Raw genomic sequence first — 15666 nt, 5'->3', positions numbered from 1 at the left:
CCATTTAAAGAACTATGCGTTTTCCCTCTTTTACAGAGCGCTTGGCTGCATCCAGTATCTGCATTACAATCATGTTATATTTTAAAGATGCCTGGTCGTTTTCTCCATCAATCTGGTGGTGCAACACCGCGGCAAGATATACAAGCGGATCATTTATGGGCTGTGGCAGGGCAGCTACAATTTTATCACTGCGGCGGTTTTCTCGCATGCGTATATCAATCGCATTAGCATCTTTTGCATGGTAATAACCATGATCGCCAAATATTTCAAGATCCTTTATAGAAAAAGGCCAGTTCCATGATGCTTCGATCTGACCGGTAGCACCGGGATATTCGACCAGAATAGTGGCATCATCTTCAACCTTAGGATAAACAGCAGGCTTATAATGGCGGGCAATAGCGGTAACGGCGATGGGTTTCTGGCCTTTCATGAACCAGGTCATCAGATCCGCACCGTAACAGCCAAAATCATTTAACGCACCGGCACCGTTAAGTACAGGGTCGGTAAGCCACGCCAAGAAATCACTGCTGCAACCAATTTCCTTCGGCCCCTGGTGACCGTCATGCACTACCATTTTTCTGATTGAACCGATGCTGTCCTGCCTAACCATTGTAAAAACTTCCTGGTAGGATGGGTACCATGTAGTTTCATAATTGGTTAGCACCTGAATGTTATATTGCTTAGCCAGCTGCTCAATCCTTTTTGCCTGCTGTAAAGTAGCAGCAAGTGGTTTTTCTACCATTACAGGAACATGCAAGGGTGCACAAATTTCAACAACATTTACATGCTCCCCTACCGGATTATAGCCTAAAACAGCATCAGGCTTTTTAAGCAGGATCAGTTTTTTAAGGTCGGGGTAAAAGATAGAGTCAGGCAGATGATATGATTTACCAAATCTTTGCCAAAGCTTTTTATCAGGCTCGGCAATGCCCACAATTTCTACATGGCCTTCTTTATATTGATGCAGGATATTATGCACATGATCATGGTTGAGCCCTGCCACTACAACACGCAACAATTTTTGCTGTGCTGATACCTTGTGCGATAAGAAAATAGCAATTGAAGCAAAAATGAAAGTCAGGCGCATATTTTTCATAAAAAATGATTTGGCAGTAAATCTGCGCCTAATATCACTATTGAAAAGAGATTATGACCAATCAGCGCTGTAACAATTGCGATAAAATGAACTCCGTTTGTTATTAAATTAATAATTTCAAGACAATAAATAAAGGCACTAGGGGCTTTCCAGCGCTACTTTGTGATAAATTATTCACCACATGTACTGCCAAATAAAATTTATTTTACACAAAATCAGCGCATTAAAAAAATAATGAAAAATTATTTTGCAAAATAAAAGCAAACCCCTATGTTTGCAGTCCCAAAACAATGGGAACATTGCCAAGCAAATAACAACAAAGCCGACGATTAATCGGAGTTATTGCAAAAGCAAATCCACATATATGATGGGAGCATAGCTCAGCTGGTTCAGAGCATCTGCCTTACAAGCAGAGGGTCACAGGTTCGAATCCTGTTGCTCCCACAACAAGAAAGCCTTTAGATTAAAATCTGAAGGCTTTTTTGCTTATATATGGTTCTGCAAGTTTCCTTTATTGGTTTATAATGTTTGTTCATTGTTTGTGCCACATACAAGGTAACCATAACATCTCAATTTATGGTTTATAGCAATTATTTCTCTACATGCACCTTTTGCTCAACTTGCAGTAGTACTTCAAACAATAAAATTGTAAGTTTAGTAATTTAAATTGCATTAGCTGATATATGAAGATAATTGATGTAAAAATTCGAAATTTTAGAAAACTTATTAATATTGAGTTTACGTGTAAAGAAAGCATTAATACTATTGTTGGCCCAAACGGTGTTGGTAAAAGTTCTATAATCGATGCAGTTAGATTGACTAAGTCAATTCTATTACAATCTCAGGATAATGAGGCGCAAGCCGCATTACAAAATATGGGTATCTTTTCTCCACAAAACAATTCTGTCTTATTTAATACAATTTGCAATGATGAAAGCAAAGAAATCACAATTAAGTTAAGTATAAAGTTATCCAAAGAGGAACTTGATTTAGTTAGTGATAAAATTCACGATTTTGCCATACTTAGATTACAAAACCAATTAGGGCAAATACCCGGCAACAGGTTAAATCTTATTGCTTACTTGTCAACTCCAGCTGGGAAACAGCAACATTTACAAATAATTGAAGATACAAAAGCACTGCTTGATAAGTTTAGCCTCGAGAAAGATCTCGCACACATCGAACTAACAGCTTCAAACACTCAAATTTCTGGAAAAAACGGATTTGATCAGGAATTGGTAAGCTTTGTTTTAAGGAGTATTTCATTAAATCAAACTTTATTTTCTGTGTTTCCTGCTGACAGAAACTTCCCAACAGGCGAGGTAAATATACAACTTGGTCAGGGCGATTTGCTGCAGCAGATTCAGTCCTATAGCATTCAACCTAATCTAAAATTTCATCGGCTAAAAAATACCATTATTAATTATTTATTAATGAATAATAATGACATCTCTTCGATTCAGAATGACTTCAAATTAATTTTTGAAAATCTCATTCCAGGTAAAGAGCTTTTTGGAATTCGAATTGAAGATGCCACAAACAGACTTTCTGTTTTAATTAGAGAAACGAGTACTCAAGCTATATACGATATTGATTTTTTAAGTAGCGGAGAAAAAGGCTTATTACTTACATTGTTTTTACTTATTAGGACAGTTGCAAAAGGCGGAATAGTTATCATTGATGAACCTGAGCTACATTTAAATCCTGCTGTTTGCAAAAACATTATAAGCTTCCTATACAATAATATTGTTAGCAAGCAAGACGTACAAATAATAATGACGACACATTCAGCAGAAATTCTTACTGCAACTAAAGAAGACGATAGGTTTCAACTATTGCACTTAATAGGTTCAAATATAATTTCACCAATATTTAAAAATGACAATAATGAAGCATCTGAAGCAATTAAGGCTTTAGGTATTTCAACTGCAGATTTACTTTTTAATAAAGGAGTTATATATCTAGAAGGCACTACTGATGAAGAGTATATCAATGAAATCCTAAAAAGCTATACTGTTAATTTCAAGATTCAGTCTTTGGGTGGAAGGAGTATTATCGAAACTGAGATAAAAACTCTTCAAGAAAGTGATAGAAAAGGAAAGCTTAAAGGATTGCACATTTTTATTCTGGACTTTGATAACAAACCTACTGAACTTAAAGATACTGAAAATGTTAAAATTATTCAGTGGGATAGGTATTCTTTTGAGAATTACTTGTTAAATACTGATGTTATGTATGGAATAGTTAGAGATCGTAACCCGAAACATTTTCCATCTAGCAGAACAGAATTTACAAGAGAGGTTAAAAATCTCGCTTTTAAACAAATTGATGCCGTTGCAATTGCTGATGTTTCTAAAAGCTTTATACCACAAACAATCGGACTAAGCAAAAAAGATTTAGGTACTTCCACCAGTCCAATTGAGGTAGCAGAATTACTAACTGAAAAAATTTTAAATTTAAAGAGCACTCTAGATGCCTTTATCCCTGAAAGTTGGAGTAACACTTTTATTGACGCGGTTAATGCTAAAACGATTCAATTGAAAGAAGAATGGGAGGAAAATTGGAAAAAGTATTGTAAGGGTAAAGAGCTGTTAGTAAGTATTTATCAAACATTCGGGCTTTCCAATTATAAAGATTTCATAAAAGCCTTGATCGCACAAAACAAGGATAATAAAACAGAAGAATGGCAAGTTATTAAGAACAAAATTGAATATATAATACAAAAATAATATCCTTATTTCTCCTTAAAGCTAGCTCACAGTATCCAAAACAAAAATTCTTTAGATTAATATCTAAAGGCTTTTTGTTTATTTATATCTTAAAATTAAATTCCTTACTTTAGTAAGTTTATTTAAACAAATCTTTCTTGTACTCCTCGATATTACAGCCGCCAAAATCTATGATGCCGTTCATGCTATCCCAATAACAGGTTTTAGATAGATGTGCATTGTCCATCACGATCAGCATATCATAATCCGGGGCAAAAAATATGTAACGGTGCAAAGGTTTAAGGTTCCAGTAATTCAATAGAGCAATTACCGTTCTACACTGTGTGACACAAACCTATAATTTTTCTGAAATGCCGAACGGTGGCGCTTAATAAACTCCGAAGGCTTCATGCCAAACTGCCTGGTAAAGTGTTCCCTGAAATATTTAATATCACTGTACCCAACCCTGAAAGCGGCCTCGTTTACGTTGCAATTGGTGTTAATTAAGATCTCTGCTGCCTTGCGAAGCCGGACAAAACGAATAAAGTTATTTACAGAATAACCGGTAACTGATTTAATGCGCTTAAACAGGCTGGAATAGCTCATACCAAGTTCTTCTGCTATGGTTTTCATTTCAAACGATGGCTCATTCAGCAAACCCTCAATTACCTCTATACATTTGTACAAGAACAGCTTGTTTTCTTCAGAAATATCCTTGCTCTTGCCCTGTAAAGTAATTTCTTTATAAAAGTAATGCTGAAGTTCTTTTTTGTTTTTAATGACCCCTCTTACCCTGGCCACTAACAGATTTTTGTCAAACGGTTTTTGGATAAAGTCAACAGCACCTTCCTCTATACCTCTAAGTCGGAGATCATCGGCCGACTCACCAGTAAGCAGAATGATTGGGATATGGCTGATGGTTGAATCATTTTTTACGATCTGGCAAAGTTCCATACCGCTAAGGCCGGGCATTACAATATCGCTGATCACAATATCCGGCACATACTGCCTGATCATTTTTAAACCGGTATCTCCGTCTGCCGCCAGGTAAACCGTAAACTCAGAAGAAAAAATGGATCTGATGTAGCTACTGATCTCCACATTGTCATCAATAATAAGCATCGATTTAGCATCAGATATCAACAGTTCCAGGTGGTTAATATCTTCATTAACCGTATGATCATCATGCTCCTCATTGCTGATGACCGGTAAAATTTCGCTGACGGTTTTATCTTCATAAGAGGGCTGCTGTAGGTTAACGTTGCGATTAAGTTTTGGCAGACACAGCGTGAATACGGTACCATTTCCGGGCTTACTTTCATAGCTCACGGTACCCTCATGATTTTCTATAAAAGTTTTAACAAGATAAAGCCCTATACCAAAGCCTATTTTAAAAGATCTTTCATCTTTGACCTGATAGTACTTTTCAAACAACCGCTCGCCAACCTGGCTTTCTATACCAATCCCACTATCTGCCACCTGAAAATATACCGAGTCTGCTTCTTCATTTACTGTAAGGTGTATTTCGCCGCCATCCGGGGTGAATTTAACGGCATTAGAAATCAAATTAAACAGCGCAATTTCAATTTTAACGCGGTCTATACACATCATTATCTGCCCGGGTGTAGCCGTGTACGTATATTTGATATGCCTTATTTTTGCCTGCTGAACAAAGCATTGATATACATCGCGGGAGCACTCTACAAAGTCTACCCTTGACAGGGTGAGCGCGGTATTTTCACTTTCTGTTTTTCTGAATAAAAGCAAATGGTCAACTAAGCCTAAAAGCCGCCTGGCATTACGATAAATTAAGTTTAACTCCTCATCTTCATTACGTTTGCTTTTAAGCAAGTCTTTAATAGGGTTAATGATCAACGTTAACGGCGTACGGAACTCATGGGCAATATTTGTGAAAAATGAGAGCTTTCGTTCATTCAATTCTTTCTCTTTTTCTACTTTAAGATTGGCTATCTCTACCTCATAAGCCAGCTTCAGCTTTTGTTTCCGGTAGGCCCAAAAACGGTGGATCAGTAACCCCGCTAAAATCAAATAGCACATAAAGGCCCACCATGTTCTGTACCATGGCGGTAATACCACAATCCTGACCGTAAGTGGCGAAGCTTCCCACCCGCCCTCGCTGTTTGTAGCTTTGATTTTCAGCATATAACTACCCTCGTTCAGGCGGCTGTAATAGGCTGTTTTGGCCTTATCCACAAAGTTCCAGCCGTGGTCCCAACCCTCCAGGTAATAAGCATAACTTATTTTTTCGGGAAAAGAATATTCTAAAGCAGTGAAACCAATGGCCAGCGTTGCCTGGCTAAACGGGATGCGGATTTCTTTAATCTCGTTCAGCGGGTTTCCTTTAGCATATGGTGTATTGGAGAGCGGAATATTGTTGATACTAAAATCAGTAAGCCGCAGAGGAGGCTGATGAACAGATATGGAAACACTATCCGGGTTAAAGCGGTTAAAGCCTTTTATCCCGCCAAAGATCATATCGCCCGATTGTAATTTAATTGCAGCATTATACAGAAACTGGTTACTCTGCAACCCGTCAGAAACCGAATAATTATGAAACTTACGCGTTTTCTGATTAAAGTTGGTTAACCCGTTGTAGGTACTGCACCATAAGTTATTCAGGCTGTCGGTTAAAATATTTAGCACCGCATTGTTAGGCAGGCCGTCTTTTTGGGTGTACCTGCGAAACTTACGCCGGCTTTGATCAAATATCAGCAACCCGCCCCCCTCAGTGCCTATGCATAACTGCCCATTGGCATCTTCTGCAATTGCCCTTATGGGCTGGCCAATGTAATAGTAATAATGCCGTTTATTTTTAACATCTATATGCACTAAATGTACATAGTCGCCACCCCACAAAACGCCGTTATGATCTTCGTAAAGCGTATGCATATCCATTAAGCGGCGGTCAAATATTTCAAATTTGTCTTGCCCGCGATTGTACAGGTACAATGCACCTCCCCAAGTGCTTGCAGCCCATAGCCTATGGTCGTGATCTTCAAAAAGCTTCCAGAAGTTCTTTTCTTCAGTTTTTGTTCCTGCTTTATAACAGGTATAATGTTTAAACTTTTTCTCGGCCGGATCAAAGGCATCTATACCCCCATTAAATGATGCGGTCCAAATCTGGTTACGATGATCTTTAATAATGCTTACCACATAATTACTGCTGACATATCCTCTTCCAGCCTGATGATAATAGTTCTGAAAACGATTACTTTGGGTATCCCAGTAACTAACACCGCTGCCGTCGGTGCCAATCCATAAATTATGCTTTTCATCCTCGCAAAATGACCGTACAAAGTTACCCGCAAGACTGTTAGGGTTTGAAACGCTATGGCTGTAGCCTTTAAAGATGTCCCGCTTTATATCAATCACATTAACACCACCCCAGAGGGTAGCAATCCACTTTCTGTGCTCGTTATCTTCAAACACAGATGCCACAGCCCCGCTTTGCAGATTATAGCCTGACTCGCCGGGTAAAAGGTACCTTAATGTTTGCTTGAGGGGGTTCCAGATATTAATCCCCGCCCCGTTGGTTGATATCCACATTTCGCCTGCCGACGTGAACAGTAAGCTGGATATGTTGCTGGCGCTTAATTTTCGCTGCTTATTTTCAAAAGCGCTTACCCGGTGCTTAATCTTATCATAAATAAATAAGCCACTGTTATTTCCAATCCAGATATTACCATCCTGATCGGGCATCAGGCAATTTCCGGAAATGATTTCCTGGCTTTGTATCGCGATCCGATTTGTTTTTGCGTGATATATGCCAAGCCCTTTTCCATTGATAAAAACCCATAAATGCGCTTGGGCATCCAGCATAATGGACTGCACACCATTTTTTTTAATATCGTCGCAATAGCCAATTTTGCGGGCAATGGTATCGCCGTTTTTAAAATAAAGCAAACCTAATCTGTTGGTAGCAGCATACACATTACCGGCTTTATCGGCAAGCATCTGATTAATGTTGCAATCTATCTTCACGATCTCATTTCCGCGCTTGTGATAAAGGGCATGAAATCTGGAATCTTTGTAGTTAAAATAAACCGCTCCTTTTTCGGTGCCTACAAAAAGACGGTATCCAACAGCTGCAATAGTTTTAATTTTATTGTTGACGATAGATTGCGGGTTACCCCACACATTTCTGAAGGTTTTAAACTGATAGCCATCATAACGGTTTAACCCGTCATAGGTGCCTATCCATATAAAACCGTATTTGTCTTGTGTGATACAAGTGGCCGAACTGTTTGACAGCCCCTGTTCGGTGCCTAACGAACTTACAGGAACTTCATTAGCCAATAAAGGAAAACAATGCAGTAAACTGCACCATATAATAGCAGCTATTAATAAACGTGGAGCACCAGAAAGTATCAACTTGTATTATAATTGTTACTTCAAATGTAACAATTTACGGTATCGGTGCCTATGTGCTAATTGACAATTAATTCTTTAAAATTAACTTAATGATCAGTTGATGGCTTGGGTTTGAAGAACATTTTCTTAACAATCGTTACAATACCTACCGCAATTGACCCGATGATTAACCCTAATGAAAACTCTTTGACTACAAGTGGCAACTGTTCTAACAAGTGATGAAAGTAGGGGATATTATGTACAAATATGCCTCCTGAAACCAGCAGCAGGGCTATTACGCCAACAACGCTTAACACTTTAATGATAACTGGCAGCGCCTTTACTAACACATGGCCCACTTTATAAGAGAAACTGCTTTCGGCCTCGCCTTTTATAAGCTTATAGCCCAGGTCATCCGTACGGACGATGAGGGCGACGATACCGTACACACCTACGGTAGCCAGTATGGCCACTATAGCCACCGCCACAATTTGGGTGGTCAAATCCTTTTCGGCGACGGCACCCAAAGCGATAATTACAATTTCTATCGACAGGATAAAATCTGTAGTTACTGCCGATTTTACCTTTTCTTTCTCTTTAGCCAGGTTGTTATCTGCTTTCTCCTTTGCCTTATCAGCTTCTTTCGGGTGTTTGCGATGGAAGAGAAATTCGAATATTTTTTCGGCACCCTCGTAAGCCAGATAGATGCCGCCTAAAATGAGTATGAATTTAATTGCCGCCGGGAACAATGCATTAAGCAGCAACGCGATAGGCACAATGATCAGTTTATTAAGCAGCGAGCCTTTGGTGATTGACCATAACACGGGCAGTTCCCTGTCTGACAGGAAACCGGTAGCCTTTTCGGCATTAACGGCCAGGTCATCGCCTAAAATACCGGCGGTTTTACGTGTTGCCACTTTGGTTGCCACAGCAACGTCATCCATCAAAAAGGCGATATCATCCAGTACTGCAAAAAAACCTGATGCCATAATTTATAGTTACAGCATTAACCCGCCGGGTATACAAATAGTTTGACCGCAGGGTTATAAACGGATTACTTTTATGCCTGGCGTAACAACGTAAAACTGGCAGAATAATAATACCTTGCTGCAAGTAATATTAGATACAACATGAGCGAGAAAAACATTATAGGATTTTCATACAAGGTTGAAGGCGTTACCCTTGAAGCTATAGACGACAGCCTGCGCACCACCAAAAGCTTTGAAACACGCGCCGTAACCGACCATATTAACGAAAAGCTGAAACCGCAGAACTTTAAGGTAGACGAAAGCACCCTGCGCGTTAAATACACAGACGACCAGCTTTATTTAGAAGGCTTTGCCGTAGAAATTAAAGAACCTAAAACGGTGGGATTCTTGTCGGGGAGGTAGAAAACAACTACCTAACTTTGGTTCAACTATAGTAGCATCGGCTCTTAAAAATTCTCTATCCAGGAAAAACTTTTTTGAATAATATCTGATTTATTGGTTCTTACATAATCCAGGTAATGTAAAGCCAATGGGGAAAGCTTTTTGTTTTTGAGCCAGATCAGCCGCCATTCAGACCTAATGGGAAAGCCCGAAACGGGTACGATCTGCAGTTCGCCGTTCTGAATTTCATTGCGTATACCAATCAGCGGCATAATAGAATACCCTAAACCTGCTATAACAGCCTGTTTCACAGCCTCGTTAGAGGTAAGCTGCATTTTTTTCTTCACGATAATTTTAGTACGCTCAAAAAAGCCTTCCATAATTAATCGTGTTGCCGATCCTTCTTCGCGGTAGATCATCGGCAATTGGTTAAAGATATCCTTTGTTTCCTTTTTTGTTTTCGGTACATGGTCCTTATTACCTACCAGGTATAGCTTGTTGACTACCAGTAACTCCTCATCAACCTTCAACTTGTCAGGTAATACGGATACCAGCCCGAAATCTACCTCATTGTCCTCGAGGCTTTGTATCACTTTTGATTTGTTGTTCACGTCTATTGTCAGGTCCACACCAGGGTGGACCTTTAAAAAGTCTGAAAGGAAATAAGGCATTACGTACTTACCGGTAGAAGCGCTGGATATTTTCAACCTGCCCGAAAGTATGCCTTTGAAAGCAGCGGTACGATAGTCTATCGCATGCACTTTATCCAGGATCTCTACAGCGAGTGTCGCTATTTCTTTCCCAAACTCAGTTACATAAAGCTGCCTGCCAATTACTTCGGTAAGCGGTATATCAAACTGTTCCTGAAAATTACGCATCTGTATAGACACACCCGGCTGTGTTAAAAATAGCTCCTCGGCTGCTTTAGTAACACTTTGCGTTTGAACCACTTTTACAAAAACCTGAAGCTGATGAAGGGTATAATTCATAAAAAAAGTTTATGGATTGTATAGCAAGTATAAATAAAAATAAATGAAAAGCGCGCCATATGTTTGTCGCAACAAAATTGATAAGCATGAAAAAAATTACTGTAGCAAAAGGGGACGGTATCGGTCCGGAAATTATGGATGCCACGCTTAACATCATCATGGCGGCTGGCGCCCAAATTGAAATTGAAGAAATTGAGGTAGGTGAACAGGTTTACCTTTCGGGCAATACTTCGGGCATTGCCAAAGAATCATGGGATAACATCCGCCGCAACAAGATATTTCTCAAAGCGCCAATCACCACGCCACAAGGCGGCGGTTACAAAAGTTTAAATGTGACTACCCGTAAAATGCTTGGCCTTTTTGCTAATGTAAGGCCTTGCAGCAGCCTGTATCCTTTTGTTCCTACCAAGCACCCCAACCTTGATATGGTGATCATCCGCGAGAATGAAGAAGACCTATACGCAGGTATAGAGCATCAGCAAACCGACGAGGTAATCCAATGCCTGAAACTGGTAAGCAGGCCAGGGTGTGAAAAAATCATCCGTTATGCTTTCGAGTACGCTAAGGCAAATGGCCGTAAAAAAGTAACCTGCTTTACTAAAGACAATATCATGAAGCAGACCGACGGGCTGTTCCATAAGGTGTTTGACGAAATTGGCGAAGAATATCCAGACATTGTAAAAGAACACTGGATCATTGATATAGGAGCAGCTAAGATGGCCGATACCCCCGAGATATTCGACGTGATTGTAACTCTTAACCTTTACGGCGACGTATTATCAGACGTGGCGGCGCAGATAGCAGGTTCTGTAGGCCTTGCCGGTTCGGCAAATATTGGTGAAGAATATGCTATGTTCGAGGCCATACACGGGTCAGCCCCACGCATTGCCGGACAGAATAAAGCCAATCCTTCGGGCCTGTTGCACGGCGCTATCATGATGCTTAACCACATTGGCCAAAGCCATGTTGCTGAGAAGATACACAATGCCTGGTTAAAAACGCTTGAGGATGGTATCCATACCTATGACATTTACCGCGAGGGCGTAAGCAAGCAAAAGGTAAGTACCAGCGAATTTGCTGAAGCTATCATTGAGCGCTTAGGGCAGGTACCGTCGCAACTGAAAGCCGTTAAATATGAGCAAAAAAGCCAGATCAGCTTACCTGCCTACCAGCGCAAAAAACCAGCTGAAAAGGCATTGCAGGGCGTAGATATTTTTGTGCACTGGCAGGGCCATGATGCTAACGAACTGGGCCAGTTGTTGAACGACTTGAAAACCGAGCACTTACAGCTGACCATGATCTCGAACCGTGGCATTAAGGTATGGCCCGAAGGCTTTAAAGAAACCTTCTGTACAGATCACTGGCGTTGCCGTTTCTCAGCCGATGGCGGTTCTGTCCCTTCTAAAGAAGAGGTTATCAAACTACAGGAACTGGCGCATCATAAAAACGTGGATGTAATTAAAACGGAAAACCTTTACCAGTTTGACGGTAAAGCAGCTTACTCATTAGGACAAGGTCAATAACATAAAAAGGAAATGAATATACAACTAATTAAAGGAAGCTTTGAAGCCAAAGATGCTTCTGAACTACTGAACCAGCTTTTTAAAAACAAAATTCAGTTTCACGAAAATAAAATCAGCGATACGCTTAATGAAGAGGATATAAAAATGCGTGAGCGGAGAATAATTGAGCTACAGAACGAACGAAATAATGCTTTGCAGCAAATTAAGCAGCTCAAACATGCAGTTACACTTGATGCCGTGCTACAGATCTCGGGAAACTGAGTTACTGCACTTAAATAATCAACATACTACTGAAAACTAACAAGATGAACACTGACCAGTAGCTGGTATACTTCCGGCTACTGTACTAACCCAGTATGGAAATGAAAACTACGAAAGAATTTAATCTGATACACGGAGATTTTAAACCGGCCGACGCAGAATCATTGATTAAAACCTTCTATAACGAAAAGATACGCCATCATAATTGCCAGTTACTGCACATGATGGAATCAGATAAGGGAGACCAGCACCCTGTACTGTCAAAAATTGCCGAATTGGAATGCACCAGCAGGCAAATCCGCGAATTTCTTCAACACAGCTCAAGCAATGGTAATACGGTACACGTAACGGGAAATATCTTAATTACAGTTAATGATTAATAACTGGCCGATCTATCTATAGATTCCCTTTATATGAGAAAAGGCTCTCCATTAGGCATATAACCTAACCGAGAGCCTTTTATATGACAACCAGTATCGCTGATTATATGTAACGATTGATCAGGTTTTCAAGATATTCCTGCTTACCGCTTATAGTTGCCGGTTCGCCGTTTTCAATGGCGTAGCTGCGCAGATCTTCAAGCGATAGTTTGCCTTCTTCAAATTCTTTACCTTTACCGCTATCGAAAGAAGCATATCTGTCGGTACGAATCTTTTTATAATCAGACTTTTGCAGGATGTTGTCAGCAATAACAAGTGCGCGGGCAAACATATCTACACCTCCAATATGTGCATAGAATAAGTCAGCCGGATCAGTTGAGTTACGACGGATTTTCGCATCGAAATTGATACCACCACCCTGGAAACCACCAGCCTCAAGAATGATCAGCATGTATTCTGCAACCTCTTCCAGGTTATTAGGAAACTGGTCTGTATCCCAGCCGTTTTGTGCATCGCCACGGTTAGCATCAATGGAGCCTAATAAACCGGCATCAGCAGCTACCTGCAACTCGTGCTGAAAGGTATGCCCTGCCAAAGTAGCATGGTTTACTTCCAGGTTCAGTTTGAAATCGTTCAGCAGGTCGTACTTCTGCAAAAAGCCGAGTACGGTAGCCGCATCATAATCATACTGGTGCTTGGTTGGCTCGCATGGTTTAGGCTCAATAAAGAAAGTACCTTTAAAGCCTTGTTTACGCGCATAATCTTTTGATGCATGTAAAAATTTAGCCAGGTGTTCCTGCTCGCGTTTCATGTTGGTATTCAGCAGACTCATATAGCCTTCACGGCCACCCCAGAACACATAATTTTCGCCACCTAATGCAATTGTTGCATCCAATGCCGCTTTAACCTGTGCAGCACCATGTGCCAATACATGGAAATCAGGATTGGTAGAAGCGCCATTCATGTAACGGCGGTGCGAGAATAGGTTAGCGGTACCCCAAAGTAATTTCACGCCGCTGGCAGCTTGCTTTTGTTTAGCATAATCAACCATTGCCTGCAGGCGACGGTCGTTTTCATTAATATCGTTACCGTAATCAACAACATCCACATCATGGAAGCAATAATATGGCAAACCAAGTTTGGTAAAAAACTCGAACGCAGCATCCATTTTATCCTTAGCACGCTCTACAGCATCACTTTTTGTATCCCATGGAAAAATATGCGTAGGGCCGCCAAACGGATCGGCGCCATTACCGCAGAACGAATGCCAGTAAGCCACTGCAAAGCGCAGATGCTCTTTCATGGTTTTACCTGCTACCACTTTATTTTCGTCATACCAGCGGTATGCTAACGGATTGTCACTTTGCGGGCCTTCATAGGCTATAGCGCCTATTCCTTTGAAAAATTCTTTTTCCCCTGTAATAATATTCGACATAGTATTTGTTTGATAATTGAGCTTTACTTATAACTGCTAATGATTTAGATTAATTGTTCTACAACGAGTTGTTTCTCTAACAATGCCTTCCATTCTTCATAAACATATTCCAGATTGCCGTTTGGTTCAATCAGCTGAATAGGTTTGGCGTTGGCAAATGCTTCTGCCGGTGCTTTAAAGAATGCTGCACCAATGCCGGCACCTAATGCGGCGCCAACACTGCCGTCGTTGTCATATAATTCAACCGGCACGCCTGTAAGGTTTACAAAGCTTTGCGCGAATACATCGCTCAAAAACAGGTTGGCTTTACCCGCGCGGATAATAGAAGGCGACATGCCATTTTCGCGCATAATATCAAGTCCGTATCTAAAGGCAGAAGCAATACCTTCCTGCACCGCCCTGAAAATATGTGCCTGTGTATGTAAGTTAAGATCGATATTTTGGAAATGAACGCCTACCAGTTGATTGTTAAGCATACGTTCGGCACCATTGCCAAATGGTAATACACGCAGGCCATTACTGCCCGGGCGGATGGAGGCCGCCATGTCGTTCATTTCTTTGTAGCTGTACGATGCACCGAAAAGATTTTTAGCCCAGCGGTTTAAACTTCCGGTACCATTGATACAAAGTAACACGCCCAGGTGCTTATCATCTGGTGCATAGTTAACGTGGGCAAATGTGTTTACTCTCGACTGCGGATCATAAGTCAGGCTATCGCTTACGCCATAGATCACACCCGATGTTCCGGCTGTTGCGGCAACCTCGCCGGGTTTAAGCACATTTAGCGACAATGCATTATTAGGCTGATCGCCTGCCTTAAACGCAACAGGAATACCTGCCTTCAGACCTAATTGCGCTGATATTTCAGGTTGTGTTTTTCCGTGTTCCGAAAAAACAGGGCGTATTTCAGGAAAGAATCGCTTTTCAAACCCGAAATAATTGACCACATCTTCAGAAATATCATCTGTTATAAAATCATAAAACACACCTTCTGATAAAGCAGATACCGATGTTGTTATTTCACCCGTCAGTTTCATGGCAATAAAATCGCCGGGTAACATGATCTTGTCAATCTTATCGTAAATCTCCGGCTCATTGGCTTTTACCCAAGCCAGTTTTGACGCCGTAAAATTTCCCGGTGAATTTAGCAGATGCTCCAGGCAGCGATCGTGTCCAATAGCATCGAAAGCCTTGTTTCCATAAGGAACAGCACGGCTATCGCACCAGATAATACTATCGCGAAGCAACTGCTGATCTTTATCAACCAACACCAAACCATGCATTTGATAAGCAATACCAATTGCTGCTATATCCGAAGGGTTATATTTTTTTGTTTGATTACAAAGCAAAATAGCTTTTTGGGCTTGCTCCCACCACATTTGCGGCGATTGCTCTGCCCAGCCAACCTCTAATGATTTGATGGGCGATTCCTGATCCGGGTATTGTGAAGATGCAATCGATTTTTGAGTTTCTGCATCAATTACAGAAACCTTTACCGACGATGTACCAATGTCTATGCCTAACAGCAACATA

General features: G+C 40.7%; 12 protein-coding genes and 1 tRNA gene. 6 read left to right on the top strand and 7 right to left on the bottom strand.

Features of this window, described 5'->3' with window-relative positions; genetic code table 11:
* Positions 1-4 precede the first annotated feature (4 nt).
* Positions 5-1096, bottom strand: coding sequence for a Gfo/Idh/MocA family protein (locus PQ461_RS03750; protein WP_274208301.1), 1092 nt, complete (start codon positions 1094-1096; stop codon positions 5-7).
* A gap of 369 nt (positions 1097-1465) precedes the next feature.
* Between PQ461_RS03750 and PQ461_RS03745 the strand changes: the two genes are divergently transcribed.
* Both PQ461_RS03745 and PQ461_RS03740 read left to right on the top strand, forming a co-directional pair.
* A tRNA-Val gene (locus tag PQ461_RS03745) sits at positions 1466-1540 on the top strand.
* A 239-nt stretch (positions 1541-1779) separates the two neighbouring features.
* Entirely contained in the window at positions 1780-3825 is a 2046-nt protein-coding gene (locus tag PQ461_RS03740) for an AAA family ATPase (protein WP_274208300.1), read from the top strand.
* A gap of 118 nt (positions 3826-3943) precedes the next feature.
* Here the strand turns inward: PQ461_RS03740 and PQ461_RS03735 are convergent, their stop codons facing one another.
* The 3 genes from PQ461_RS03735 to PQ461_RS03725 all read right to left on the bottom strand — a co-directional run bounded on the left by PQ461_RS03735 (position 3944) and on the right by PQ461_RS03725 (position 9164).
* Entirely contained in the window at positions 3944-4099 is a 156-nt protein-coding gene (locus tag PQ461_RS03735; protein WP_274208299.1) for a hypothetical protein, read from the bottom strand.
* 32 nt (positions 4100-4131) lie between these two features.
* Entirely contained in the window at positions 4132-8196 is a 4065-nt protein-coding gene (locus PQ461_RS03730) for a hybrid sensor histidine kinase/response regulator transcription factor (RefSeq protein WP_274208298.1), read from the bottom strand.
* A gap of 86 nt (positions 8197-8282) precedes the next feature.
* Positions 8283-9164, bottom strand: a complete 882-nt coding sequence (locus tag PQ461_RS03725) for a DUF808 domain-containing protein (protein WP_274208297.1) — start codon at positions 9162-9164, stop codon at positions 8283-8285.
* Positions 9165-9305: 141 nt separating this feature from the next.
* Between PQ461_RS03725 and PQ461_RS03720 the strand changes: the two genes are divergently transcribed.
* Positions 9306-9566, top strand: coding sequence for a hypothetical protein (locus tag PQ461_RS03720; RefSeq protein ID WP_274208296.1), 261 nt, complete (start codon positions 9306-9308; stop codon positions 9564-9566).
* 44 nt (positions 9567-9610) lie between these two features.
* Here the strand turns inward: PQ461_RS03720 and PQ461_RS03715 are convergent, their stop codons facing one another.
* A complete protein-coding gene (locus PQ461_RS03715) occupies positions 9611-10534 on the bottom strand; it encodes a LysR family transcriptional regulator (protein WP_274208295.1) in 924 nt (307 codons plus the stop codon).
* A gap of 86 nt (positions 10535-10620) precedes the next feature.
* On the opposite strand from PQ461_RS03715, the gene PQ461_RS03710 reads away from it, so the two are divergent.
* The 3 genes from PQ461_RS03710 to PQ461_RS03700 all read left to right on the top strand — a co-directional run bounded on the left by PQ461_RS03710 (position 10621) and on the right by PQ461_RS03700 (position 12698).
* On the top strand, positions 10621-12057 hold the full coding sequence (locus PQ461_RS03710; RefSeq protein WP_274208294.1) for an NADP-dependent isocitrate dehydrogenase: 1437 nt from the start codon (positions 10621-10623) through the stop codon (positions 12055-12057).
* A gap of 12 nt (positions 12058-12069) precedes the next feature.
* Positions 12070-12318 carry a hypothetical protein gene (locus tag PQ461_RS03705; RefSeq protein ID WP_274208293.1) on the top strand — a complete coding sequence of 83 codons (249 nt, stop codon included), beginning with the start codon at positions 12070-12072 and terminating at the stop codon, positions 12316-12318.
* A gap of 101 nt (positions 12319-12419) precedes the next feature.
* Complete coding sequence (locus tag PQ461_RS03700) at positions 12420-12698, top strand: hypothetical protein (RefSeq protein ID WP_274208292.1); 279 nt, start codon at positions 12420-12422, stop codon at positions 12696-12698.
* 103 nt (positions 12699-12801) lie between these two features.
* On the opposite strand, the gene xylA is transcribed toward PQ461_RS03700, so the two are convergent.
* Both xylA and PQ461_RS03690 read right to left on the bottom strand, forming a co-directional pair.
* Positions 12802-14133: a xylose isomerase gene (xylA, locus tag PQ461_RS03695; RefSeq protein WP_274208291.1), complete on the bottom strand. Its 1332-nt coding sequence runs from the start codon at positions 14131-14133 to the stop codon at positions 12802-12804.
* Between the two features lie 44 nt (positions 14134-14177).
* Positions 14178-15665: a xylulokinase gene (locus PQ461_RS03690; RefSeq protein ID WP_274208290.1), complete on the bottom strand. Its 1488-nt coding sequence runs from the start codon at positions 15663-15665 to the stop codon at positions 14178-14180.
* Position 15666 lies beyond the last annotated feature (1 nt).

The organism is Mucilaginibacter sp. KACC 22063 (assembly GCF_028736115.1).
GTDB lineage: Bacteria > Bacteroidota > Bacteroidia > Sphingobacteriales > Sphingobacteriaceae > Mucilaginibacter.
Note: the sequence above shows the minus strand (reverse complement) of the source record. Positions and strands in the feature narration are given on the sequence as shown.

Coding starts and splice junctions, on each gene's coding strand:
- PQ461_RS03710 (WP_274208294.1), top strand. CDS start 10,621: ATGAAAAAAATTACTGTAGCAAAAGGGGACGGTATCGGTCCGGAAATT.
- PQ461_RS03690 (WP_274208290.1), bottom strand. CDS start 15,665: ATGTTGCTGTTAGGCATAGACATTGGTACATCGTCGGTAAAGGTTTCT.
- PQ461_RS03740 (WP_274208300.1), top strand. CDS start 1,780: ATGAAGATAATTGATGTAAAAATTCGAAATTTTAGAAAACTTATTAAT.
- PQ461_RS03700 (WP_274208292.1), top strand. CDS start 12,420: ATGAAAACTACGAAAGAATTTAATCTGATACACGGAGATTTTAAACCG.
- PQ461_RS03715 (WP_274208295.1), bottom strand. CDS start 10,534: ATGAATTATACCCTTCATCAGCTTCAGGTTTTTGTAAAAGTGGTTCAA.
- PQ461_RS03720 (WP_274208296.1), top strand. CDS start 9,306: ATGAGCGAGAAAAACATTATAGGATTTTCATACAAGGTTGAAGGCGTT.
- xylA (WP_274208291.1), bottom strand. CDS start 14,133: ATGTCGAATATTATTACAGGGGAAAAAGAATTTTTCAAAGGAATAGGC.
- PQ461_RS03725 (WP_274208297.1), bottom strand. CDS start 9,164: ATGGCATCAGGTTTTTTTGCAGTACTGGATGATATCGCCTTTTTGATG.
- PQ461_RS03750 (WP_274208301.1), bottom strand. CDS start 1,096: ATGAAAAATATGCGCCTGACTTTCATTTTTGCTTCAATTGCTATTTTC.
- PQ461_RS03705 (WP_274208293.1), top strand. CDS start 12,070: ATGAATATACAACTAATTAAAGGAAGCTTTGAAGCCAAAGATGCTTCT.